Origin of the sequence: Streptomyces sp. MBT65 (genome assembly GCF_016612545.1) — a bacterium.
Taxonomy (GTDB): domain Bacteria; phylum Actinomycetota; class Actinomycetes; order Streptomycetales; family Streptomycetaceae; genus Streptomyces.
Genome location: NZ_JAENRY010000234.1, coordinates 1 through 22,548, shown reverse-complemented (window position 1 = coordinate 22,548; position 22,548 = coordinate 1). Strand labels below are relative to the sequence as shown.

Here is a 22,548-nt window from a genome sequence, read left to right as displayed (position 1 = left end):
TGCGCGGGGTGTGATGCGGGCGTCTGGACGGCGGAGGGGGCGTTGGCATCGGCAGGTGCGGCCGCAGTGCGCGCGACGGAGGGTTGGCGGCTATGCCGTTGAGGTCTTTCGTGCCGTCGGGCAGTGGGTGATTGGGTGCCGGGTTCTGCGTTGGTGGTCGGATCCGGTGGCTGGGAAGTCGGTCCGAGGGCCATCACGGCTTGCGTGTGACCGCAGGTGACACGGCGGGGGAGTCGGCCGCTCACGACGATGCCGTCGAGGTCTCCGATGTCGTCCAGCTGTGAGGGATCGCAAGCCGGACCCCGCGTCCACGGCCTGATCCGCCGGGTAGAAAGCCCGCCCGAGATACACCGAAGCCCCCTGTACGACCGCAAGGCCGTAGAGGGGGCTTCGTCAGCAGGTGCCGGTGCCGGTGCCGGTGCCGGCGTCAGGCCGAAGCCGGCGGATACAGCGCACGCGGCAACTGCGAAGCCGCCGCCGCGTCCAGGAGCCACAGGGTGCGGGCGCGGCCCTGTGCTCCGGCCGCCGGGGCCTGGATCTCGCCCGCGCCGGACAGGGCGATCGCCGCGGCCTCCGCCTTGTCCTCGCCCGCCGCGAGCAGCCACACCTCGCGGGCCGACCGGATCGCCGGCAGGGTCAGGGTGACCCTGGTCGGTGGCGGCTTGGGCGCGCCGTGGACGCCGACGACCGTGCGCTCGGTCTCCCGTACGGCGGGCAACTCCGGGAAGAGCGACGCCACATGGGTGTCCGGGCCGACGCCCAGCATCAGGACGTCGAAGGTGGGAACGGCACCGTGGTTCTCGGGACCGGCGGACCGGGCGAGTTCCTCGGCGTAGCCTGCCGCCGCCGCCTCGACGTCGTGGCCGTAGGGGCCGTCGGACGCGGGCATGGCGTGCACGCGCTTCGGGTCCAGCGGCACCGCGTCGAGCAGTGCCTCACGGGCCTGGGTGACATTGCGCTCCGGGTCACCCTCGGGGAGGAACCGCTCGTCGCCCCACCAGAGGTCGAGCCGGCCCCAGTCGATGGCGTCCCGGGCGGGCTGACCCGCCAGGGCTGCCAGCAGACCGTTGCCGTTGCGACCGCCGGTGAGCACGATCGAGGCGTAGCCGCGCGAAGCCTGCGCGTCCACGATCTTCGTGATCAGCCGGGCCGCGGCGGCCTGGGCCATCAGCTCCTTGTCGCGGTGGACGACGAGTTGGGGAGTGCTCACTGCGGATCAGCCTTCTTGCTTCTTGACCGGGGGCATCTTCGCGGGGGTCGGCCGGTCGGCGTCACCCTGGTCCGCCGAAGCAGACGCCGAGGCGGAAGCCGATGCCGGAGCCGACGTAGCAGTCGATGCCGATGCCGATGCCGAGGTCGAAGCCGACGCGGGCGTCGCCTCCGGTACCCCGCGCACCGGCAGCGCCGGTACCGGCTGGTCGGCCGCCGCCTCCGCCCGTTCCGCCGCCGACTGGATCCCGCCCAGCCGGTCCACGCCGAACCGCAGCGCGGACGCGTACGTGTCGTCCGGGTCCAGCCGGCGCAGCTCCTCCGCCAGCAGCTCGGACGTCTCGCGGCGCTTGAGCGCCACCGCGCGGTCCGGCTGGCCGGGCAGCGCCAGCGTGGCCATCGCCCCGTCCGACCGGTGCAGCGTGATGGGCCCGCCGGTCGTCTCCAGGCGGACCTGGGTCAGACCGGGACCCGCGGAGACCGCCCGCCGGACATGCACGTGGAGACGGTCGGCGAGCCACATCGCGAGCAGTTCGACGCTCGGGTTGGACTCCTCGCCCGCCACCTCGGCGGAGACGATCTCCGAGGAGACCTGGTCGAGCGCGGCGGCCAGCATCGAACGCCACGGCGTGATCCGGGCCCAGGCCAGGTCGGTGTCACCCGGTTCGTAGCTCTCGGCGCGGGACCGCAGCTCGTCGACGGGCTTCTCCGCCGCGTAGCTGTCGGTGACCCGCCGCTGGCTCAGGGCGCCCAGCGGGTCGTTCGCCGTGTCGCGCGGCGCGTCCACCGACCACCAGACCACCACCGGCGCGTCCGGCAGCAGCAGCGGCAGCACCACGGACTGGGCGTGGTCGGAGACCTCGCCGTAGAGCCGTAGGACGACCGTCTCGCCGCTGCCCGCGTCCGTGCCCACCCTGACCTCGGCGTCGAGGCGGGACTCGGTGCGGCTGCGGGACGAGCGGGAGACCCGCTTGATGACCACGAGCGTGCGCGAGGGGTGCTCGCGCGACGCGTCGTTGGCGGCCTTCAGGGCGTCGTAGGCGTTCTCCTCGTCCGTGACGACGACGAGGGTGAGCACCATGCCGACGGCCGGGGTGCCGATGGCGCGGCGGGCTTTCACCAGCCCCTTGTTGATCTTGCTGGCAGTGGTGTCGGTGAGGTCTATTTTCATGGCCGACGCCAGCTCCGTCCCTCTCGTGCGAGCATTTCGTCCGCCTCGACCGGACCCCACGTCCCGGACTGGTACTGCGCGGGCTTGCCGTGCTTGTCCCAGTACTGCTCGATCGGGTCGAGGATCTTCCAGGACAGCTCGACCTCCTCCGTGCGCGGGAAGAGGTTCGAGTCGCCGAGCAGGACGTCGAGGATCAGCCGCTCGTACGCCTCCGGGCTGGACTCCGTGAACGACTCGCCGTAGGCGAAGTCCATGGAGACGTCCCGGATCTCCATCGAGGTGCCGGGCACCTTGGAGCCGAAGCGGACCGTGACGCCCTCGTCGGGCTGGACGCGGAAGACGATCGCGTTCTGGCCCAGCTCCTCCGTCGCCGTCTGGTCGAAGGGGGAGTGCGGGGCGCGCTGGAAGACCACCGCGATCTCCGTGACGCGCCGGCCGAGGCGCTTGCCGGTGCGCAGGTAGAAGGGGACGCCCGCCCAACGGCGGTTGTCCACCTCGACCTTGATGGCCGCGTAGGTGTCGGTCTTCGACTTGGGGTCGATGCCGTCTTCCTGGAGATAGCCGACGGCCTTCTCGCCGCCCTGCCAGCCCTCGGCGTACTGCCCGCGGACCGTGTTCTTGCCCAGGTCCTTCGGCAGCCGTACCGCGCCGAGCACCTTCTCCTTCTCGGCGGCCAGCGCGTCGGCGGAGAAGGAGGAGGGCTCCTCCATCGCGGTCAGCGCCATCAGCTGGAGCAGGTGGTTCTGGATGACGTCACGGGCGGCGCCGATGCCGTCGTAGTAGCCGGCCCGGCCGCCGATGCCGATGTCCTCGGCCATGGTGATCTGCACATGGTCCACGAAGGACCGGTTCCAGATCGGCTCGAACATCGTGTTGGCGAAGCGGAGCGCCAGGATGTTCTGGACGGTCTCCTTGCCGAGGTAGTGGTCGATGCGGAAGACCTGGTCCGCGGCGAACACCTCGTGCACGACCCGGTTGAGGTCCTCGGCCGACTTGAGGTCGTGGCCGAAGGGCTTCTCGATGACCGCGCGACGCCAGGAGTTCTTGTCCTGGTCGGCGAGACCGTGCTTCTTCAGCTGCTGGATGACGACCGGGAACGAGCGCGGCGGCACCGACAGATAGAAGGCGAAGTTGCCGCCCGTGCCCTGCGCCTTGTCCAGCTCGTCGATCGTGTCGCGCAGCCGCTCGAAGGCGTCGTCGTCGTCGAAGGTGCCCTGGACGAAGCGCATCCCCTGGACGAGCTGCTGCCAGACCTCCTCACGGAACGGCGTACGGGAGTGCTCCTTGACCGCGTCGTGGACCTCCTGCGCGAAGTCCTCGTGGGCCCACTCGCGCCGGGCGAAGCCGACGAGCGAGAAGCCCGGCGGCAGCAGACCCCGGTTGGCGAGGTCGTACACCGCGGGCATCAGCTTTTTGCGTGACAAATCGCCTGTGACGCCGAAGATGACCAGGCCCGACGGCCCCGCGATACGCGGGAGCCGTCGGTCGGCGGGGTCACGAAGCGGGTTCGCCCCGGAACCGGAATGAGGAGCCAAGGTCTCAGCCCTCCGAGGGGGCGAGGCGCGCAAGCTCCGCCTCGGTCGACTTGAGCAGATCGGTCCAGGCGGCCTCGAACTTCTCGACGCCCTCGTCCTCCAGCAGCTGCACGACCTCGTCGTAAGAGATGCCGAGCGCTTCCACGGCGGCGATCTCGGCGCGCGACTGCTCGTACGTGCCGGAGATGGTGTTGCCGGTGATCTGACCGTGGTCGTCGGTGGCCTCGAGAGTGGCCTCCGGCATGGTGTTCACCGTGTTCGGCGCCACCAGGTCGTCCACGTACAGGGTGTCCTTGTACGCCTTGTCCTTGACGCCGGTCGAGGCCCACAGCGGACGCTGCTTGTTGGCCTGCGCCTTGTCGAGGGCGGCCCAGCGCGGTGTGGCGAAGACCTCTTCGTACGCCTCGTAGGCGAGCCGCGCGTTGGCGAGACCGGCCTTGCCACGGGCGGCCTTGGCCTCGTCGGTGCCCAGCGCGTCGATCCGCTTGTCGATCTCGGTGTCCACGCGGGACACGAAGAAGGACGCCACGGAGTGGATCTTCGCCAGGTCCAGGCCGCGCTCCTTGGCCTTCTCCAGGCCGGCGATGAACGCGTCCATGACCTCGCGGTAGCGCGCCAGCGAGAAGATCAGCGTGACGTTGACGCTGATACCGAGGCCGATGACCTCGGTGATCGCCGGGAGGCCCGCCCGGGTGGCCGGGATCTTGATCAGGGTGTTCGGGCGGTCCACCAGCCAAGCCAGCTGCTTGGCCTCGGCGATGGTCGCCGCCGTGTTGTGCGCGAGGCGCGGGTCGACCTCGATGGACACCCGGCCGTCCTGGCCGCCGCTGCTGTCGTAGACCGGGCGCAGGATGTCGGCGGCGTCACGGACGTCCGCCGTCGTGATCATGCGGATGGCTTCCTCGACGGTCACCTTGCGGGCGGCGAGGTCGGTGAGCTGCTGCTCGTAACCGTCGCCCGACGAGATGGCCTTCTGGAAGATCGACGGGTTGGTGGTGACGCCCACGACGTGCTGCTGGTCGATCAGTTCGGCGAGGTTGCCGGACGTGATCCGCTTGCGCGACAGGTCGTCCAGCCAGATCGCGACGCCTTCCTCGGAGAGGCGCTTGAGTGCGTCTGTCATGGAAAATGCATCTCCTACGTGTCGTTTGTCAGCGTCAGCTCTGGGCGGCGGCGATGGATTCCCGGGCCTTCTCAGCCACGTTCTCGGCAGTGAAGCCGAACTCCTGGAAGAGCACCTTGCCGTCGGCGGAAGCCCCGAAGTGCTCCAGGGAAACGATGCGACCGGCGTCCCCGACGAACCGGTACCAGGTCAGACCGATGCCGGCCTCGACCGCGACCCGCGCCTTGACGGACGGCGGCAGAACGCTGTCGCGGTACTCCTTGTCCTGCGCGTCGAACCACTCCACACAGGGCATGGACACGACCCGCGTCGGCACGCCGGAGGCCTCGAGCTGCTCGCGCGCCTCGACGGCCACGTGCACCTCGGAACCGGTACCGATGAGGATCACCTCGGGCGTACCCGTGGACGCCTCGAACAGGACGTAGCCGCCCTTGGCGGTGTCCTCGTTGGCCTCGTACGTCGGTACACCCTGGCGCGTCAGCGCGAAGCCGTGCGGGGCGCCCTCGCCGTAGACCTTGGTGTAGCGGCGCAGGACCTCGCGCCAGGCGATGGCCGTCTCGTTGGCGTCGGCCGGGCGGACCACGTTCAGGCCCGGGATCGCGCGCAGCGACGCGAGGTGCTCGACCGGCTGGTGGGTCGGGCCGTCCTCGCCGAGACCGACGGAGTCGTGCGTCCACACGTACGTAACCGGCAGGTGCATCAGCGCGGAGAGACGGACCGCGTTGCGCATGTAGTCGGAGAAGACGAGGAACGTACCGCCGTAGGCACGGGTGTTGCCGTGCAGTGTGATGCCGTTCAGCTCCGCGCCCATGGAGTGCTCGCGGATGCCGAAGTGGATCGTGCGGCCGTACGGGTTCGCCTCCGGCAGCGGGTTGTCCGCCGGGAGGAACGACGAGGTCTTGTCGATCGTCGTGTTGTTCGAGCCCGCGAGGTCGGCCGAGCCGCCCCACAGCTCCGGGATGACCGCGCCGAGCGCCTGGAGCACCTTGCCGGACGCGGCACGGGTGGCGACACCCTTGCCCGCCTCGAACACCGGAAGGGCGTCCTCCCAGCCGGCCGGCAGCTCGCCCGCGCGGATGCGGTCGTACTCGGCGGCGCGCTCCGGGTTGCTGGTACGCCATTCCTGGTACGACGGGTCCCACGCGGCCTTCGCCTCGCGGCCCCGCTCCAGCGCCTGGCGGGTGTGCTTGAGGACGTCGTCGGAGACGTCGAAGGACTTCTCCGGGTCGAAGCCGAGAACGCGCTTGGTGGCCGCGACCTCGTCGGCGCCGAGCGCCGAGCCGTGCGCGGCCTCGGTGTTCTGCGCGTTCGGCGCGGGCCAGGCGATGATCGAGCGCATCGCGATGAACGACGGCTTGTTCGTCACCTTCTTCGCGGCCTCGATGGCGTTGTAGATGGCGTGCGGGTCCAGGTCGCCGTCCGGCTTCGGGGCGACGCGCTGGACGTGCCAGCCGTAGGCCTCGTAACGCTTGACGGTGTCCTCGGAGACCGCGGTCTCGGTGTCGCCCTCGATGGAGATGTGGTTGTCGTCCCACAGGAGGATGAGGTTGCCGAGCTCCTGGTGGCCCGCCATGGAGGAGGCCTCCGCGGAGATGCCCTCCTGGAGACAGCCGTCACCGGCGATCGCGTAGATGAAGTGGTCGAAGGGGGACTCGCCCTGCGGGGCGTCCGGGTCGAACAGACCGCGCTCGTAGCGGGCGGCCATGGCCATGCCGACGGCGTTGGCGACACCCTGGCCCAGCGGGCCGGTGGTCGTCTCCACACCGGTGGTGTGCCCGTACTCGGGGTGCCCCGGAGTCTTGGAACCCCAGGTGCGGAACGCTTCGAGGTCGGCCAGCTCCAGGCCGAAACCGGCCAGGTAGAGCTGCGTGTAGAGGGTCAGGGACGAGTGACCGGCGGACAGCACGAACCGGTCGCGTCCGACCCAGTCGGCGTCGGCGGGGTCGTGGCGCATCACCTTCTGGAAGAGGGTGTACGCGGCCGGGGCCAGGCTCATCGCCGTACCGGGATGGCCGTTACCGACCTTCTGTACGGCATCGGCGGCCAGGACGCGGGCGGTGTCCACCGCCCGCTGGTCCAACTCGGTCCACTCGAGGTCTGTGGTGGTCGGCTTGGTGCTCACCCTGGGTCAGGGCTCCTCTCCACATGTCACGCATGTCGAATGCCGGTGCACGCGGCGCCCACCGGCCGTTGTCGAGCCTACCCCCGTGAGAACGTGCATTTTTTCGAGTCATTCCAGACTGCCGGGACTCTCGCGGATCCGCCTCCCGACTGGGTCGTTTCGTATTCGGCAACTGAATACGGAGGTGCTCGTTCGAGTGCTCAACAGAGGCGTGATCAGCTCTTCCGGGGGTGCTCCCCAACACGACCCCACCCCCGCGAATGTCCGGGTCTGGGCAACGTCTACAGTGGCGTGGTACGCGTGAGCCTTTACGGGGAGTTCACACCCGAAGGCTTGCTGGGATGTCTCTGTCAGGGGTGTGCGTGACGGCCGTTGAATCCCGTCCAGCGGGGATTGTCGGGGCGAGTCAGAGCCCGAGCCGACGGCCGATCGGGGCCCGGGTCATGGCGTTCGTGGCGTTGACGAAGCCACGGATCATCGAACTGCTGCTGATCACCACCGTTCCGGTGATGTTCCTGGCCCAGCAGGGTGTTCCGGACCTCAAGCTGGTCCTCCTCACCTGCGTCGGCGGCTACCTCTCCGCGGGTGGCGCCAATGCGCTCAATATGTACATCGACCGCGACATCGACGCGCTCATGGACCGCACCTCGCAGCGCCCCCTTGTCACCGGCATGGTCAGCCCCCGCGAGTGCCTCGCCTTCGGCATCTCCCTCGGCGTGATCTCGACACTTCTCTTCGGCCTGACCGTCAACTGGCTGTCCGCCTGGCTCGCGCTCGGAGCGCTCCTCTTCTACGTCGTCGTCTACACGATGATCCTCAAACGCCGTACCTCGCAGAACATCGTGTGGGGCGGGATCGCCGGCTGCCTGCCCGTCCTCATCGGCTGGTCCGCGGTCAAGGACTCCATGTCCTGGGCCCCGATCATTCTCTTCCTCGTCATGTTCTTCTGGACGCCGCCGCACTACTGGCCGCTCTCCATGAAGGTCCGCGACGACTACGCGCGCGTGGGCGTGCCGATGCTCCCGGTCGTCGCCTCCAACAAGGTGGTCGCCCGGCAGATCGTGATCTACAGCTGGGTCATGGTCGCGGTCTCGCTCCTGCTGACGCCCCTCGGCTACACGGGCTGGTTCTACACCCTGGTCGCGCTGCTCGCCGGCGGCTTCTGGCTGTGGGAGGCGCACGGCCTGCAGAACCGCGCCAAGGCCGAGGTGACGGGCGGCAAGCTCAAGGAGATGCGGCTGTTCCACTGGTCGATCACCTATGTGTCCCTGTTGTTCGTGGCGATCGCGGTGGACCCCTTCCTCAGGTAGGGCCGGGGGCGGGGTCTGAGGCGGGAGTCACTCCCCCCGCCCGTCGCCGTTCGATCTACCCGTCGGTAGCATCCTGGTCATGGCAGACACGCAGCAGGTTGACGCGAAGGCCGAGCGCCAGGTGGCCCGCCTCGCCAAGCAGATCGGCAGCTTCTCCAAGGCGCACGGCGGGGCCGAGGGCCAGGTCGCGTACATCGGGGAGCGTGGCGCCCGCATCGTCCTCGTCGGCGAGGACGGCGGCTGGGGCGACCTGGTCGCCACGTCCTACGAGATCGCCCAACAGGCCGTGGAGAAGTCCGGCATCACCGTCCACGAGGACTTCGACGGCGAGTTCGCCGCCAAGGTGACGACGGGCCCGTACGAGTGGAAGCGCATGGCGGGCATCCAGGTGGGCGGCCCCAGCAACGGTTGACGAGCAGCCGCCCCCTCACACGGGGTGCGTACGGGCAACACCTCACCCCCGGTTCACCCGTTAGGCCCCGTACAAGCGACGCGGTCACTGCCACGGGGAGCCCGGATGATCGAAACGCCGTCCCTCGTGGACCAGTACTGCCACGGCGTACTGAGAACGGAGCTGGGCCTCGGCACCTTCGAGGCCCAACTCACCCGCACCGAGGGCCCACCCGCACCCGGCACCACCCTGTTCGACACCCAGACAGGATTCGCCGTACGACGATGGTGCCCGCCCCTGCTCGGCCTGGAGCCGCACTGCCCGCCCGCCCGCTATCTCGCCCGGCGCCGTGAACTAGGCGTACTGGAAGCGGGGCGCAGGCTGCTGCGCGGCAGCGGCATCACGACCTATCTGATCGACACGGGCCTGCCCGGCGACCTCACCGGACCCGCCGAGATGGCGACCGCCGGCCAGGCGGACGCGCGGGAGATCGTCCGCCTCGAACTCCTCGCCGAACAGGTCGCCGACACCTCGGGCACCGTCGAGTCCTTCCTCGCCAACCTCGCCGAGTCGGTGCACGGCGCCGCGGGCAGCGCGGTGGCCTTCACCTCCGTGGCGGGCGTACGGCACGGTCTCGCGCTCGCGCCCGAACCGCCCGGCCCCGGCGAGGTGCGGGGCGCGGCGGGCCGCTGGCTGGCCGGGCGGCGCGTCGGCGGGACGCTCAGCGACCCGGTGCTGCTGCGGCATCTGCTGTGGATCGCCGTGGCGTCCGGACTGCCCCTCCAGCTGCACGCGGGACTGGGCGAACCGGGCCTGCGCATCGACCGCACCGACCCCGTCCTGTTGACCGACTTCGTGCGCGCGACGGCCGGCCTCGGCACCGACCTCGTGCTGCTGCACAGCTACCCGTACCACCGGCACGCGGCCCATCTCGCCGGTGTCTTCCCGCACGTCTACGCCGACTCCGGTGCCGCCCTCGTCCGCACCGGCGCCCGCGCCGCGACCGTGCTCGCCGAGATCCTGGAACTGGCCCCGTTCGGGAAGATCCTCTTCTCCAGCGGGGCCCACGGCCTGCCCGAACTGCACGTCGTGGGCGCCCGGTTGTTCCGCGAGGCACTCGCGCGGGTGCTCGGGACCTGGGTCGCCGAGGGGGCCTGGTCGCCGGCGGACGCGCAACGCGTGGCGGGACTGATCGCGGTCGGCAACGCAAACAGGGTGTACGGGCTGGAGTGAGCTGTACAGACTGGGCCCATGCCGACCGACGCGCTGCTCGCCCGCTTCCTGAACGAACTGGCCCCGCTGGACCCCGTCGCCGTGTGGGCCCACGGTTCGCTCGCCGGGGGCGACTACCAGGAGGGCCGCAGCGACCTGGACCTGATAGCCATCCTCGACCATCCCCTCAAGCCGAGCACCGCCCGCCGACTGGTCGCCCTGCACCGCGGGCTGCGCACCGACCCCCTCGCCGCCCGGCTGCACTGCAGCTACCTCGCCCCGGGCACCCAGGACGCCCCGAACCAGCGCCACCTCACCTGGGCGAACGACCATGTGACGCGCAGACCGGTCACTCCCGTGACCCGGCGTGAACTGCACGACTTCGGGCGGGTGTTGCACGGCGGCTCACCGAAGGACCTGCTGCCGGAGGTGACGGACCAGGAACTGGCCGAGTTCGTCGTACGCGACCAGCGGGAGTACTGGAGACCGGCCGTGGACAAGCCGGACGTCTGGCTCCAGGACATCTGGATCGACGTGGGCCTGACCACCTTCGCCCGCGCGACCGTCACCCTTCGGGACGGCCGCCTGACCACCAAGCGCGAGGCCCTCGACCTGCTGCCCGCGCTGGGCGCCCCGGTGCAGGTCGTCGAGGACGTCGTACGGAGGCGTTACGACGATACGGTCCCGTCCGGCGTCGCCCCCGAGGGCGACTGGATCGACCGCCGCGCCGAGCTGACCCGGGCCTATCTGGGCCCGGCGATCGACGACCTGGTGACCCGCTACGGATGAAGTACTACGGGTGAAGCACTACGAATGAAGCACTACGGGTGAAGCCTCACGCGCGCGTGGGCAACGACTGTTCCACCGACGGTCCCGGCAGGTCGATCACGGCCTCCGGACGTTCCCGCAGCGACAGCAGCACCCTCAGCACTCCGATCCACACCAGGCAGGAGCCCAGCATGTGGAGGGCGACCAGGGCCTCGGGGAGGTTCGTGAAGTACTGCACGTAACCGATGACGCCCTGGGAGAGCAGGATCAGGAACAGCTCCCGGGTGCGGTCCAGGGGACCCTTGGGGGCGTCGACCGCCTTGAGGACGAACCACAGTGCGAACGTCAGCGTGACCACGATCCAGGCGAGCACCGCGTGCAGCTTGGCGACCGTCTCCCAGTCGATCGGGATCCGGTCGACCTCCTTGGAGTCGCCCGCGTGCGGGCCCGCGCCGGTGACCACCGTGCCGACCGCGATCAGCAGCACGGAGGCGGTGACCAGGAACCACACCAGTTGCTGCACGGCCTTGCCGACCAGCGGCTTGGGCTCGCCGTCGCCCTCCCGGCTGCGCTGCCACATCAGCGTGGCGACCGCGATCAGCGCCGAGGAGAGCAGGAAGTGGGCCGCGACGGTGTACGGGTTGAGGCCGACCAGCACCACGATCCCGCCGAGGATCGCGTTGCTCATCACGATCCAGAACTGCGCCCAGCCGAGGCGGGTCAGGGTGCGGCGGTACGGCTGCTCCGAGCGCGCGGCGATGATCGCCCAGCCGACGGCGGCGCACAGGACGTACGTCAGCATCCGGTTGCCGAACTCGATGGCTCCGTGGAAGCCCATCGCGCTGGTCGTGGTGAGCGAGTCGTCCGTGCACTTGGGCCAGGTCGGGCAGCCGAGCCCCGATCCCGTGAGCCGTACGGCACCGCCGGTGACCACGATGACCACCGACATGACGAGCGCGGCGAGCGCCGCCCGCTGGACGGTCCGGGGATCCGGGGTCCAGCGTGCGGCGATGAAGGCGAGGGGGTTGCGTGCGGCGGCTACGACGTCGGCGCGGGTCACGTTGGGCACGGGGACCATCGTAGGGCGCCGCTTGTGCATGCTTTCACGAGGGTCCGGAACAGGACCGCTCCCGGCTACTCCCAGCGGAAGAACGCGCCCGCCGCGGCCAGCCCCACGACCGCCCACACGCCCAGGATGCCCAGGTCGCCCCACGGCATCCCGGCCCCGTGCTGGAGCACGTCCCGCAGGCCGTCCGAGAGGGCCGAGATGGGCAGCAGGCCCAGCGCGTCCCGCACCCCCGACGGGTACTTGTCCATCGGCACGATGACTCCGCCGCCGACCAGCAGCAGCAGGAACACCAGGTTCGCGGCGGCCAGGGTGGCCTCCGCCTTCAGGGTGCCCGCCATCAGGAGGCCGAGGCCCGAGAAGGCCGCCGTGCCGAGGATCAGGAGCAGGAACACCGCGAACGGGTTGCCGTGCGGGGACCAGCCCAGCGCGAGGGCGATCGCCGTCAGCAGGACGATCTGGAGGACCTCCGTGACCAGCACCGAGACCGTCTTCGCGGTCATCAGGGCCCAGCGGGGGAGCGGGGAGGACGCCAGGCGCTTCAGGACGCCGTAGCGGCGCTCGAAGCCCGTCGCGATGGCCTGGCCCGTGAACGCCGTCGACATCACGGCGAGGGCGAGGATGCCGGGGGTCAGGAAGTCGACGGACTTGCCCTTTCCGGTGTCGACGATGTCCACCGAGCTGAACAGGACCAGCAGGAGGGTCGGGATGACCACCGTGAGGAGGAGCTGCTCGCCGTTCCGTAGGAGCATCTTCGTTTCGAGGGCCGCCTGGGCAGCGATCATGCGGGGGAGGGGGGCCGCCCCGGGCCGCGGGGTGTACGTCCCCGGAACAGTCGTGGTCACGAGCGCAGCTCCTTGCCGGTCAGCTCCAGGAAAACGTCCTCCAGGGTGTGCCGTTCGACCGAGATCCTCTCCGGCATCACCCCGTGCTGCGCACACCACGAGGTGACCGTGGCGAGCAGTTGCGGGTCGACCTTGCCGCCGACGCGGTAGGAGCCGGGGGTGAGTTCGACGGCCGAGGAGTCGGCCGGGAGGGCCTTCAGCAGCGAGCCGACGTCGAGGCCGGGGCGGCCGCTGAAGCGGAGCGTGTTCTCGGCGCCGCCGCGGCACAGCTCCTCGGGGGAGCCGTGCGCGATGACCTTGCCGGCGTCGATGATGGCGACGTCGTCGGCGAGTTGCTCGGCCTCGTCCATGTGGTGGGTCGTGAGGATGACGGAGACGCCGTCCGCGCGGAGGTCGCGGACGAGGTCCCAGGTGGCGCGGCGGGCCTGCGGGTCGAGGCCGGCTGTCGGCTCGTCCAGGAAGACCAACTCCGGGCGTCCTACGACGGCCATCGCGAGCGCGAGGCGCTGCTGCTGGCCCCCGGACAGCCGGCGGTAGGTCGTCCGGCCGCAACTGCCCAGGCCCAGGCGCTCGATGAGGGCGTCCACGTCCAGGGGACGCGCGTGCAGCTTGGCGATGTGGCGGAGCATCTCGTCGGCGCGGGCGCCCGAGTAGACGCCGCCGGACTGGAGCATCACGCCGATTCTGGGGCGCAGTGCGGCGGACTCGCGGACCGGGTCGAGGCCCAGGACGCGCACCGTGCCGGAGTCCGGCTTCCGGTACCCCTCGCAGGTCTCGACCGTGGTCGTCTTGCCCGCCCCGTTGGGTCCGAGCACGGCGGTGACACCCGATTCGGCCACCAGGTCGAGGCCGTTCACCGCGGTCTTCGTGCCGTACCGCTTCACCAGGGCCTGGACCTGGAGCACGGGCTCGCTTCGCATGGGCCCGAGTCTAGGTAGGTCGACCTCGCCTCAGAGATGGGGGTCCCCCCGCTCGAACGAAGTCGAGAGTGGGGGAGGGTGCTGGATCTCCTCCTCACGGGGACGGTGCAGCGGCAGCCACCGCTCGGCGTAGGCCACGGCGTCGCCCACCGGGAACAGCCGTACGTCGGCCGCGCCCACCTTTCCGCGGACGACGGTACGGTCCCGTTCGAAGTCGTGGCCCAGTTCGTCGAAGCGGTCGGAGGAGATCGACACCTCGGTCACCGTCTCCCAGCCCGCCGGTCCCGGACGGCCGAGCTCGACCAGCGGGGACGCGATGCGGTACTCGGCGAGATGGAAGCTGGTGCAGGTGCCGTAGCCCGCGCCGAGCAGCAGCACGCGCGCGTGGAGGCCCTCAAGACGGGCCAGCGGGCTGCGCTCGCCGAGCCGGCAGTCGGTCGCGTGGCCGTCGAGGATCTCGCCCGCGCGGGGGCCGATCGCCGCGAAGGACGTCTGCGGGTGCGCGGAGCGCAGGGCGCCGGGCCAGGTGCGCACGGTCTCCGGGACGACGCCGACACCGCGCGAGGGCGTGACGAGGGGGTCGTAGGACGGCATGGACGCGCGGATGGTGTCCCACCAGGCGCGGGGGACCGGCGGGTCTCCCCAGTGGGCCGGGTCCGAGAGGTCGCCGGACTGGGTGGGGACCACGAGGGTGCCGGTCGGGCCGAGCGCGTCGAGGAGGCCCTGGACGAGCGACACGGCCCCTCCGCAGACCCATCCGAGGGAGCTGAGGGAGGTGTGCGCGAGGAGGGTCTCACCGGGGCGGACGCCGAGCTCGCGCAGGTCTGCGGCGACTGTGTCCCGGGTGACAAGTGGGCCGGTGGGAGGGGGTGTGGGCATGGTCCTGGAGTGTCCTCGAAGGGGGTCGGCGGCACCCGTGAATTGATCGATCAAAGATCGTTTTCGCAGGTCAGATTAGGTATGCCTAAGTGATGCAGCGCACCGTCCATCCGCCGGGCGCGGGTTGTCAGGCTCTGAGGAATTACGCAACAATGGCGTTGTGAAAAACGTTGGCGAGGCTCCGCAGGAGGAACTCGCGACCGGTGAGCGGTCCACCCGCAACCGCGTCGCGCGCTCCATCCTGGACCACGGCCCGTCGACCGTGACCGACCTCGCAGGGCGGCTGGGACTGACCCAGGCCGCCGTACGCCGTCATCTCGACGCGCTCGTCGTCGACGACGTCGTGGAAGCACGTGAGCAGCGCGTCTACGGAGCGCGTACGCGCGGCCGCCCCGCAAAGGTGTTCGCCCTGACCGACTGCGGCCGTGACGCCTTCGACCAGTCCTACGACAAGCTCGCCGCGGACGCGCTGCGCTGGATCGCGGCGCACAGCGGCGGGGACGAGGCCGTCGTCGCCTTCGCCCGCGACCGCATGGCCGCCCAGGCCGTCGCCTACCGCGAGGCCGTCGAGGCCGCGGCTCCCGAGAATCGCGCGGAAGCCCTGGCCAAGGCCCTGAGCGCGGACGGGTACGCTGCTACGGCGCGCAGCGCACCGGTCGGTGAGCAGCTCTGCCAGCACCACTGCCCGGTCGCCCATGTCGCCGAGCAGTTCCCGCAACTGTGCGAGGCGGAGACCGAGCTCTTCTCCCAGTTGCTCGGCACCCACGTCCAGCGACTGGCCACCATCGCCCACGGCGACGGTGTGTGCACCACATTCATCCCCAAGATTTCCAAGACCGTTTCCGATCTCTCTGACACATCTGCACGTACCGCCGGGAGGAACCCCGCATGACGCTCCCCATCGAGGAGACCGCCCACCCCGAGCTCGAGGGTCTGGGCACGTACGAATACGGCTGGGCCGACTCCGACGTGGCCGGTGCCTCCGCCAAGCGCGGCATCAACGATGACGTCGTCCGGGACATCTCCGCCAAGAAGAGCGAGCCGGAGTGGATGACCAAGCTCCGGCTCAAGGGCCTGCGCCTGTTCGAGAAGAAGCCCATGCCGAACTGGGGCTCCGACCTCTCCGGCATCGACTTCGACAACATCAAGTACTTCGTGCGCTCCACGGAGAAGCAGGCGGAGTCCTGGGAGGACCTGCCCGAGGACATCAAGAACACGTACGACAAGCTCGGCATCCCCGAGGCGGAGAAGCAGCGCCTCGTCGCCGGTGTCGCGGCCCAGTACGAGTCCGAGGTCGTCTACCACCAGATCCGTGAGGACCTGGAGGAGCAGGGCGTCATCTTCCTCGACACCGACACCGCGCTGAAGCAGCACCCGGAGCTCTTCAAGGAGTACTNTTCGGCACCGTCATTCCGGTCGGCGACAACAAGTTCGCGTCGCTGAACAGCGCGGTCTGGTCCGGCGGTTCCTTCATCTACGTGCCGAAGGGCGTGCAGGTCGAGATCCCCCTGCAGGCGTACTTCCGGATCAACACGGAGAACATGGGCCAGTTCGAGCGGACCCTGATCATCGTCGACGAGGGTGCCTACGTGCACTACGTCGAGGGCTGTACGGCGCCGATCTACAAGTCGGACTCGCTGCACAGCGCGGTCGTCGAGATCATCGTCAAGAAGAACGCCCGCTGCCGTTACACGACCATCCAGAACTGGTCGAACAACGTCTACAACCTGGTCACCAAGCGCGCCGTCGCCTACGAGGGCGCGACCATGGAGTGGATCGACGGCAACATCGGCTCCAAGGTGACGATGAAGTACCCGGCCGTCTACCTGATGGGCGAGCACGCCAAGGGCGAGACCCTCTCCATCGCCTTCGCGGGCGAGGGCCAGCACCAGGACGCCGGCTCCAAGATGGTCCACATGGCACCGAACACGTCCTCCAACATCGTCTCCAAGTCGGTGGCGCGCGGCGGCGGTCGTACGTCCTACCGCGGTCTCGTCGAGATCGGCGAGGGCGCCCACGGCTCCAAGTCGAACGTGCTGTGCGACGCGCTGCTCGTCGACACGATCTCCCGCTCGGACACGTACCCGTACGTCGACGTCCGCGAGGACGACGTCTCCATGGGCCACGAGGCGACCGTCTCCAAGGTCTCCGAGGACCAGCTCTTCTACCTGATGAGCCGCGGTCTGACCGAGTTCGAGGCGATGGCGATGATCGTGCGCGGCTTCGTCGAGCCGATCGCCAAGGAGCTGCCGATGGAGTACGCGCTCGAACTCAACCGGCTGATCGAGCTGCAGATGGAAGGCTCGGTCGGTTAAGACCGGCCTTCCGTACAGCAGCAAGCGAAACCTGACGCAGGAAAGAGAGCAGACCGACAGCCATGGCTGAGGCTCAGAGCGCCCCCACATTCGACTCCGCTCATGCGGGGGGACCCCCATCGGTGGGGTCAACCACCGCCGGCGCGGTGGCAGTTGCCGCCGAGTCGACCGTCGCCACGCGCATGAGCGCGCCCCCCTCCTTCGACGTGGCGGACTTCCCGGTCCCCCACGGCCGCGAGGAGGAGTGGCGGTTCACCCCGCTGGAGCGCCGTGCGCGGGCTGCACGACGGCACCGCGGTCGCCGACGGCGGCGGCGTGAAGGTCGCCATCGGGGCCCCCGAGGGGGTCACCGTGGAGACCGTCGGCCGTGACGACGCGCGGCTCGGCAAGGCCGGCACCCCGGTGGACCGCGTGGCCGCTCAGGCCTACTCGTCCTTCGAGAAGGCCTCGGTCGTCACCGTCCCCAAGGAGACGGTCCTGACCGAGCCGATCCGCATCGCCGTGCACGGCGAGGGCGGGGTCGCCTACGGCCACCAGGTCATCGAGCTGGGAGCCTTCGCCGAGGCCGTCGTCGTCATCGACCACACCGGTGACGCGGTCCTCGCCGCCAACGTCGACTACGTCATCGGCGACGGCGCCAAGCTGACCGTCGTCTCCGTCCAGGACTGGGACGACAAGGCCGTGCACGTCGGCCAGCACAACGCCCTGATCGGCCGGGACGCCACGTTCAAGTCGTTCGTCGTCACCTTCGGCGGCGATGTCGTACGACTGCACCCGCGCGTGGCCTACGCCGGACCCGGCGGCGAGGCCGAGCTGTTCGGCCTGTACTTCACGGACGCCGGCCAGCACCAGGAGCACCGCCTCCTGGTCGACCACAACGTCCCGCACTGCAAGTCGAACGCCGTCTACAAGGGCGCGCTCCAGGGCGAGGGCGCCCACGCGGTCTGGATCGGTGACGTGCTCATCGAGGCCACCGCCGAGGGCACCGACACATACGAGATGAACCGCAACCTCGTGCTGACGGACGGCGCCCGCGTCGACTCCGTGCCGAACCTGGAGATCGAGACCGGCGAGATCGTCGGCGCCGGACACGCCTCCGCGACCGGCCGCTTCGACGACGAGCAGCTCTTCTACCTGATGGCCCGCGGCATCCCCGCCGACGACGCCCGCCGTCTCGTGGTCCGCGGCTTCTTCGCCGAGCTGGTCCAGCAGATCGGTGTCACCGACATCCAGGAGCGGTTGCTGGAGAAGATCGACGCGGAGCTGGAGGCGTCGGTCTGATGTCGTTCGTACGCGCCTGTGGGCTGAGCGAGCTGGAGGAGGACACCCCGAAGCGGGTGGAACTCGACGGCACGCCGGTCTCGGTCGTCCGTACCGCGGGGGAGGTGTTCGCCATCAACGACATCTGCTCGCACGCGAACGTCTCGCTCTCCGAGGGCGAGGTGGAGGACTGCCAGATCGAGTGCTGGCTGCACGGCTCCGCGTTCGACCTGCGCACCGGCAAGCCCTCCGGCCTGCCCGCCACGCGCCCCGTACCCGTTTACCCCGTACAGATCGAAGGGGACGACGTGCTCGTCTCCCTCACCCAGGAGTCCTGAGGAACCCATGGCAACGCTTGAAATCCACGACCTGCACGTCACCGTCGAGGCCGACAACGCCACGAAGGAGATCCTCAAGGGCGTCGACCTCACCGTGAAGCAGGGCGAGACCCACGCCATCATGGGCCCGAACGGCTCCGGCAAGTCGACCCTCGCCTACTCGCTCGCGGGCCACCCGAAGTACACGATCACCGGCGGCACCGTCACCCTCGACGGCGAGGACGTCCTGGAGATGTCCGTCGACGAGCGCGCCCGCGCCGGCCTGTTCCTCGCGATGCAGTACCCGGTCGAGGTCCCCGGTGTCTCCGTCTCCAACTTCCTTCGTACGTCCGCCACCGCCATCCGCGGTGAGGCGCCGAAGCTGCGTACGTGGGTGAAGGAGGTCAAGGAGACAATGGAGCGCCTCTCCATGGACCCCGCCTTCGCCGAGCGCAACGTCAACGAGGGCTTCTCCGGCGGTGAGAAGAAGCGCCACGAGATCCTTCAGCTGGAGCTGCTCAAGCCGAAGATCGCGATCCTCGACGAGACGGACTCCGGCCTGGACGTCGACGCCCTGCGCGTCGTCTCCGAGGGCGTCAACCGCGTCCGCGAGACCGGTGAGGTCGGCACCCTGCTGATCACGCACTACACGCGCATCCTGCGCTACATCAAGCCCGACTTCGTGCACGTCTTCTCCGGCGGCAAGATCGTCGAGTCCGGCGGCGCCGAGCTCGCCGACAAGCTGGAGAACGAGGGCTACGAGGCCTACACCGTGAAGGGTGGCGTATCCGCGTGACGCAACTGCCGGGCCTCCTCGACACAGAGGCGCTCCGCAAGGACTTCCCCATCCTGGACCGCACGGTCCACGACGGCAAGAAGCTCGTGTACCTGGACAACGCGGCGACCTCGCAGAAGCCGCGCCAGGTGCTGGACGCCCTGAACGAGTACTACGAGCGCTACAACGCCAACGTCCACCGCGGTGTGCATGTGCTCGCCGAGGAGGCCACGGCGCTGTACGAGGGCGCGCGGGACAAGGTCGCCGCGTTCATCAACGCGCCCTCCCGCGACGAGGTGATCTTCACCAAGAACGCCTCCGAGTCGCTCAACCTCGTGGCGAACATGCTGGGTTGGGCCGACGAGCCCTACCGCGTGGACCACGAGACCGAGATCGTCATCACGGAGATGGAGCACCACTCCAACATCGTGCCGTGGCAGCTGCTCTCGCAGCGCACGGGCGCGAAGCTGAAGTGGTTCGGCCTCACGGACGACGGCCGGCTGGACCTGTCGAACATAGACGAGATCATCACGGAGAAGACGAAGATCGTCTCCTTCGTCCTGGTCTCCAACATCCTCGGTACGGTCAACCCGGTCGAGAAGATCGTGCGCCGCGCGCAGGAGGTCGGGGCCCTGGTCCTGATCGACGCCTCGCAGGCCGCGCCGCACATGCCGCTGGACGTCCAGGCCCTCCAGGCCGACTTCGTGGCCTTCACCGGCCACAAGATGTGCGGCCCGACGGGCATCGGCGTCCTCTGGGGCCGCCAGGAGCTGCTCGAGGACCTGCCGCCGTTCCTCGGCGGCGGCGAGATGATCGAGACCGTGTCGATGCACTCGTCGACGTACGCCCCGGCACCGCACAAGTTCGAGGCGGGCACCCCGCCGATCGCGCAGGCGGTCGGACTGGGCGCGGCGATCGACTACCTGTCGTCGATCGGCATGGACAAGATCCTCGCCCATGAGCACGCGCTGACCGAGTACGCGGTGAAGCGTCTGCTGGACGTCCCCGACCTGAGGATCATCGGACCCACCACGGCCGAGGACCGGGGCGCGGCGATCTCCTTCACGCTGGGCGACATCCACCCGCACGACGTGGGCCAGGTACTGGACGAGGAAGGCATCGCGGTCCGGGTCGGTCACCACTGCGCGCGGCCGGTCTGCCTCCGCTACGGAATTCCTGCGACCACGCGAGCGTCGTTCTATCTGTACTCCACGCCGGCCGAGATCGACGCACTGGTCGACGGTCTGGAGCACGTACGGAACTTCTTCGGCTGAGGGGCTGGCTGGAATCGTGAAGCTGGATTCGATGTACCAGGAAGTCATCCTGGACCACTACAAGCACCCGCACGGGCGGGGCTTGCGGGATGGCGACGCCGAGGTGCACCACGTCAACCCGACGTGCGGCGACGAGATCACCCTGCGAGTGAAGTACGACGGCGAACAGATCACCGACATCTCCTACGAGGGCCAGGGCTGCTCCATCAGCCAGGCATCGGCCTCCGTACTGAACGACCTCCTCGTCGGCAAGGAGCTGTCCGAGGCGCAGAGGATCCAGGAGACCTTCCTGGAGCTGATGCAGTCCAAGGGCCGCACCGAGCCCGACGACGCGATGGAGGAGGTGCTGGAGGACGCGATCGCGTTCGCCGGCGTCTCCAAGTACCCGGCACGGGTGAAGTGCGCCCTCCTCAGCTGGATGGCATGGAAGGACGCGACGGCCCAGGCCCTGGGCGGAGTCGACGCCGACGCGGAAAGGAAGACGGCATGAGTGACACCGAGACCATGGAGATCAAGCCCGCCTCCGAGGAGGAGGTCCGGGAGGCCCTGCTCGACGTGGTCGACCCCGAACTGGGCATCGACGTCGTCAACCTCGGCCTGATCTACGGCGTGCACATCGACGACGCCAACATCGCCACCATCGACATGACGCTGACCTCGGCGGCCTGCCCGCTGACGGACGTCATCGAGGACCAGGCCAAGTCCGCGACGGACGGCCTCGTCAACGAACTCCGCATCAACTGGGTGTGGATGCCGCCGTGGGGCCCGGACAAGATCACGGACGACGGCCGCGATCAGCTGCGGGCGCTCGGGTTCAACGTCTGAGCCCTTGGGTTTTTCTGGGTTCACCGGAAACGGCCATACCTTTGGGGTATGGCCGTTTCTTTGCATCACGTAGTGGTCGACGCGCACGATCTGCCGGGGCTCGCCCGCTTCTGGTGCCAGGTGCTGGACTGGCGGATCCTGTCCGAGAAGGAACGCGAAGTCGTCATCGGGGCAGGGGAGTTCGCGGAGACCGGCATCTGCTTCATGCCGGTGGGCGACCGGAAGACCGTGAAGAACCGGCTGCACTTCGACCTCGCCCCCGACGACCAGGACGCCGAGGTCGAGAGGATCCTGGCGCTCGGGGCGCGGCGGGTCGATGTCGGGCAGAGCGAGACCGTGGGCTGGGTGGTGCTCGCCGACCCGGAGGGCAACGAGTTCTGCGTCCTACGGCCCAAGGCCTCGCTGATCGCCTTTCGGGATACCCGTGTCTGACTAACTGAGCCCGGTCACCAGCCGGAACGCCGAGTCGGACCGGTACATGCTGCTGTTCTGGTACGGGTCCAGCTTGAGCTGGAAGTTCTGGTGGCGGAGGTAGCGGCCCGGGTAGTTGACCGACTCCAGCATCACCGCGCCCGAGTAGGACGACGGGCGGGGGCAGAACGTGGCGTCCTGCTTGAAGAGGGGGGTGCCGTCGTTGCGTTCCGCGCGGAGGATGAAGTCGCGGTGGCGCAGATAGCTCCCGTCGGCCGTCGCGAAGGAGTAACAGGAGCTGTTCGCCAGGCCCTTGACCACCTTGAAGGTGGCGGCGCGGCGGGCCGCGGTGGAGCTGACCGGGTTGAGCTTGACGTAGTCGCCGCTCACCTGCCAGTAGCGGTCCGGGTAGTTGACCGAACGGACCGACTTCCAGTTGGCCGAGGAACTCGACGAGCCCCCCGAAGACCCACCGGACGAACCTCCGGTGGACCCTCCTGACGAGCCCCCTGTCGAACTCCCTTGAGAGGAAGTCGACTTGGACGGAGACGGCGCTTTCGCGGAAGGCGTGGCGCTGTGCCCCGCGGTGGCCGCGCCGGCCGAAGTGCCGGACGCCTTCGAGGAGGCGGGCGTGTGCCCGTCGGGCGTGGGCGTGCCCTGCTTCGACGGCGAGGCGTACGAGAGCAGGCCGGGGCCGTCCGCGCCGACCGGTGTCGTCGGGTCGGCACTCTTCGTACGTGACGCGTCGTCGGACGACTTGTCCATCACGGCGATTGCCGCGACGCAGGTCAGGACGGTGGTCAGGGCGAGCGCCCCGGCC

The 22,548-nt window shown here is 69.3% G+C and carries 21 protein-coding genes and 2 pseudogenes; 13 read left to right on the top strand and 10 right to left on the bottom strand.

Annotated elements, in window-relative coordinates; all coding sequences use genetic code 11:
• Positions 1–427 precede the first annotated feature (427 nt).
• Genes pgl through tkt form a run of 5 tightly spaced genes read right to left on the bottom strand, consistent with a single transcriptional unit; the run spans position 428 to position 7,160 of the window.
• Positions 428–1,210, bottom strand: a complete 783-nt coding sequence (pgl, locus tag JHN63_RS37395) for a 6-phosphogluconolactonase (protein ID WP_200689379.1) — start codon at positions 1,208–1,210, stop codon at positions 428–430.
• A 6-nt stretch (positions 1,211–1,216) separates the two neighbouring features.
• Positions 1,217–2,380 (bottom strand): glucose-6-phosphate dehydrogenase assembly protein OpcA, encoded by a 1,164-nt coding sequence (gene opcA / locus JHN63_RS37390; protein WP_200689375.1) that lies wholly within the window; start codon positions 2,378–2,380, stop codon positions 1,217–1,219.
• A complete protein-coding gene (gene zwf, locus JHN63_RS37385) occupies positions 2,377–3,915 on the bottom strand; it encodes a glucose-6-phosphate dehydrogenase (protein WP_200689372.1) in 1,539 nt (512 codons plus the stop codon). The genes opcA and zwf overlap by 4 nt, the downstream gene beginning before the upstream one ends.
• A gap of 4 nt (positions 3,916–3,919) precedes the next feature.
• Positions 3,920–5,038 (bottom strand): transaldolase, encoded by a 1,119-nt coding sequence (gene tal / locus JHN63_RS37380; protein WP_200689367.1) that lies wholly within the window; start codon positions 5,036–5,038, stop codon positions 3,920–3,922.
• 34 nt (positions 5,039–5,072) lie between these two features.
• The gene (gene tkt, locus JHN63_RS37375) at positions 5,073–7,160 is read right to left on the bottom strand and encodes a transketolase (RefSeq protein ID WP_200689366.1); all 2,088 of its coding nucleotides are present in this window, start codon (positions 7,158–7,160) and stop codon (positions 5,073–5,075) included.
• A gap of 356 nt (positions 7,161–7,516) precedes the next feature.
• On the opposite strand from tkt, the gene JHN63_RS37370 reads away from it, so the two are divergent.
• The 4 genes from JHN63_RS37370 to JHN63_RS37355 all read left to right on the top strand — a co-directional run bounded on the left by JHN63_RS37370 (position 7,517) and on the right by JHN63_RS37355 (position 10,862).
• Positions 7,517–8,470 carry a heme o synthase gene (locus JHN63_RS37370; RefSeq protein ID WP_033283125.1) on the top strand — a complete coding sequence of 318 codons (954 nt, stop codon included), beginning with the start codon at positions 7,517–7,519 and terminating at the stop codon, positions 8,468–8,470.
• A gap of 79 nt (positions 8,471–8,549) precedes the next feature.
• Positions 8,550–8,882, top strand: a complete 333-nt coding sequence (locus JHN63_RS37365) for a hypothetical protein (protein WP_200689365.1) — start codon at positions 8,550–8,552, stop codon at positions 8,880–8,882.
• 105 nt (positions 8,883–8,987) lie between these two features.
• Positions 8,988–10,094: an amidohydrolase family protein gene (locus JHN63_RS37360; RefSeq protein ID WP_200689364.1), complete on the top strand. Its 1,107-nt coding sequence runs from the start codon at positions 8,988–8,990 to the stop codon at positions 10,092–10,094.
• Positions 10,095–10,112: 18 nt separating this feature from the next.
• Entirely contained in the window at positions 10,113–10,862 is a 750-nt protein-coding gene (locus tag JHN63_RS37355) for a nucleotidyltransferase domain-containing protein (protein WP_200689355.1), read from the top strand.
• Positions 10,863–10,908: 46 nt separating this feature from the next.
• Here JHN63_RS37355 and JHN63_RS37350 read toward each other — a convergent pair whose 3' ends face one another.
• From JHN63_RS37350 to JHN63_RS37335, 4 genes are read right to left on the bottom strand one after another with little or no spacing between them, the layout of a single operon-like run.
• A complete protein-coding gene (locus JHN63_RS37350) occupies positions 10,909–11,919 on the bottom strand; it encodes a heme A synthase (protein ID WP_200689354.1) in 1,011 nt (336 codons plus the stop codon).
• Positions 11,920–11,975: 56 nt separating this feature from the next.
• Positions 11,976–12,692, bottom strand: coding sequence for an ABC transporter permease (locus tag JHN63_RS37345; protein ID WP_234478280.1), 717 nt, complete (start codon positions 12,690–12,692; stop codon positions 11,976–11,978).
• Between the two features lie 56 nt (positions 12,693–12,748).
• Positions 12,749–13,672, bottom strand: a complete 924-nt coding sequence (locus JHN63_RS37340) for an ABC transporter ATP-binding protein (protein WP_200689352.1) — start codon at positions 13,670–13,672, stop codon at positions 12,749–12,751.
• Between the two features lie 30 nt (positions 13,673–13,702).
• Positions 13,703–14,551, bottom strand: coding sequence for an aminoglycoside N(3)-acetyltransferase (locus JHN63_RS37335; RefSeq protein WP_200689350.1), 849 nt, complete (start codon positions 14,549–14,551; stop codon positions 13,703–13,705).
• A gap of 160 nt (positions 14,552–14,711) precedes the next feature.
• Here JHN63_RS37335 and JHN63_RS37330 point away from each other — a divergent pair, with 160 nt between their 5' ends.
• The 9 genes and pseudogenes from JHN63_RS37330 to JHN63_RS37290 all read left to right on the top strand — a co-directional run bounded on the left by JHN63_RS37330 (position 14,712) and on the right by JHN63_RS37290 (position 21,749).
• On the top strand, positions 14,712–15,443 hold the full coding sequence (locus tag JHN63_RS37330) for a metalloregulator ArsR/SmtB family transcription factor (RefSeq protein WP_200689347.1): 732 nt from the start codon (positions 14,712–14,714) through the stop codon (positions 15,441–15,443).
• A pseudogene (sufB, locus tag JHN63_RS37325) lies at positions 15,440–16,866 on the top strand (Fe-S cluster assembly protein SufB). The gene JHN63_RS37330 and the pseudogene sufB overlap by 4 nt, the downstream one beginning before the upstream one ends.
• A gap of 62 nt (positions 16,867–16,928) precedes the next feature.
• A pseudogene (sufD, locus tag JHN63_RS37320) lies at positions 16,929–18,147 on the top strand (Fe-S cluster assembly protein SufD).
• Positions 18,147–18,464 carry a non-heme iron oxygenase ferredoxin subunit gene (locus JHN63_RS37315; RefSeq protein WP_200689345.1) on the top strand — a complete coding sequence of 106 codons (318 nt, stop codon included), beginning with the start codon at positions 18,147–18,149 and terminating at the stop codon, positions 18,462–18,464. Before sufD ends, JHN63_RS37315 begins: the two are co-directional and overlap by 1 nt.
• A gap of 7 nt (positions 18,465–18,471) precedes the next feature.
• On the top strand, positions 18,472–19,239 hold the full coding sequence (gene sufC / locus JHN63_RS37310; protein WP_200689343.1) for a Fe-S cluster assembly ATPase SufC: 768 nt from the start codon (positions 18,472–18,474) through the stop codon (positions 19,237–19,239).
• The gene (locus tag JHN63_RS37305; RefSeq protein ID WP_200689341.1) at positions 19,236–20,492 is read left to right on the top strand and encodes a cysteine desulfurase; all 1,257 of its coding nucleotides are present in this window, start codon (positions 19,236–19,238) and stop codon (positions 20,490–20,492) included. Before sufC ends, JHN63_RS37305 begins: the two co-directional genes overlap by 4 nt.
• A 16-nt stretch (positions 20,493–20,508) precedes the next feature.
• Positions 20,509–20,982 (top strand): Fe-S cluster assembly sulfur transfer protein SufU, encoded by a 474-nt coding sequence (gene sufU / locus JHN63_RS37300; RefSeq protein ID WP_200689338.1) that lies wholly within the window; start codon positions 20,509–20,511, stop codon positions 20,980–20,982.
• Positions 20,979–21,317 (top strand): metal-sulfur cluster assembly factor, encoded by a 339-nt coding sequence (locus JHN63_RS37295; RefSeq protein WP_019060535.1) that lies wholly within the window; start codon positions 20,979–20,981, stop codon positions 21,315–21,317. The genes sufU and JHN63_RS37295 overlap by 4 nt, the downstream gene beginning before the upstream one ends.
• Positions 21,318–21,365: 48 nt before the next feature.
• Positions 21,366–21,749: a VOC family protein gene (locus JHN63_RS37290; protein WP_200689336.1), complete on the top strand. Its 384-nt coding sequence runs from the start codon at positions 21,366–21,368 to the stop codon at positions 21,747–21,749.
• On the opposite strand, the gene JHN63_RS37285 is transcribed toward JHN63_RS37290, so the two are convergent.
• A partial coding sequence (locus JHN63_RS37285; RefSeq protein ID WP_200689334.1) for an AbfB domain-containing protein occupies positions 21,750–22,548 on the bottom strand: 799 nt, incomplete at its 5' end. It lies immediately after the preceding gene.

What these genes read in the sequence shown, in the direction of transcription:
- JHN63_RS37345 (WP_234478280.1), bottom strand. Translation starts at nt 12,692, where the DNA reads ATGATCGCTGCCCAGGCGGCCCTCGAAACGAAGATGCTCCTACGGAAC.
- sufC (WP_200689343.1), top strand. Translation starts at nt 18,472, where the DNA reads ATGGCAACGCTTGAAATCCACGACCTGCACGTCACCGTCGAGGCCGAC.
- JHN63_RS37340 (WP_200689352.1), bottom strand. Translation starts at nt 13,672, where the DNA reads ATGCGAAGCGAGCCCGTGCTCCAGGTCCAGGCCCTGGTGAAGCGGTAC.
- JHN63_RS37295 (WP_019060535.1), top strand. Translation starts at nt 20,979, where the DNA reads ATGAGTGACACCGAGACCATGGAGATCAAGCCCGCCTCCGAGGAGGAG.
- JHN63_RS37365 (WP_200689365.1), top strand. Translation starts at nt 8,550, where the DNA reads ATGGCAGACACGCAGCAGGTTGACGCGAAGGCCGAGCGCCAGGTGGCC.
- opcA (WP_200689375.1), bottom strand. Translation starts at nt 2,380, where the DNA reads ATGAAAATAGACCTCACCGACACCACTGCCAGCAAGATCAACAAGGGG.
- tal (WP_200689367.1), bottom strand. Translation starts at nt 5,038, where the DNA reads ATGACAGACGCACTCAAGCGCCTCTCCGAGGAAGGCGTCGCGATCTGG.
- JHN63_RS37350 (WP_200689354.1), bottom strand. Translation starts at nt 11,919, where the DNA reads ATGGTCCCCGTGCCCAACGTGACCCGCGCCGACGTCGTAGCCGCCGCA.
- JHN63_RS37290 (WP_200689336.1), top strand. Translation starts at nt 21,366, where the DNA reads ATGGCCGTTTCTTTGCATCACGTAGTGGTCGACGCGCACGATCTGCCG.
- JHN63_RS37335 (WP_200689350.1), bottom strand. Translation starts at nt 14,551, where the DNA reads ATGCCCACACCCCCTCCCACCGGCCCACTTGTCACCCGGGACACAGTC.
- JHN63_RS37360 (WP_200689364.1), top strand. Translation starts at nt 8,988, where the DNA reads ATGATCGAAACGCCGTCCCTCGTGGACCAGTACTGCCACGGCGTACTG.
- JHN63_RS37355 (WP_200689355.1), top strand. Translation starts at nt 10,113, where the DNA reads ATGCCGACCGACGCGCTGCTCGCCCGCTTCCTGAACGAACTGGCCCCG.
- JHN63_RS37315 (WP_200689345.1), top strand. Translation starts at nt 18,147, where the DNA reads ATGTCGTTCGTACGCGCCTGTGGGCTGAGCGAGCTGGAGGAGGACACC.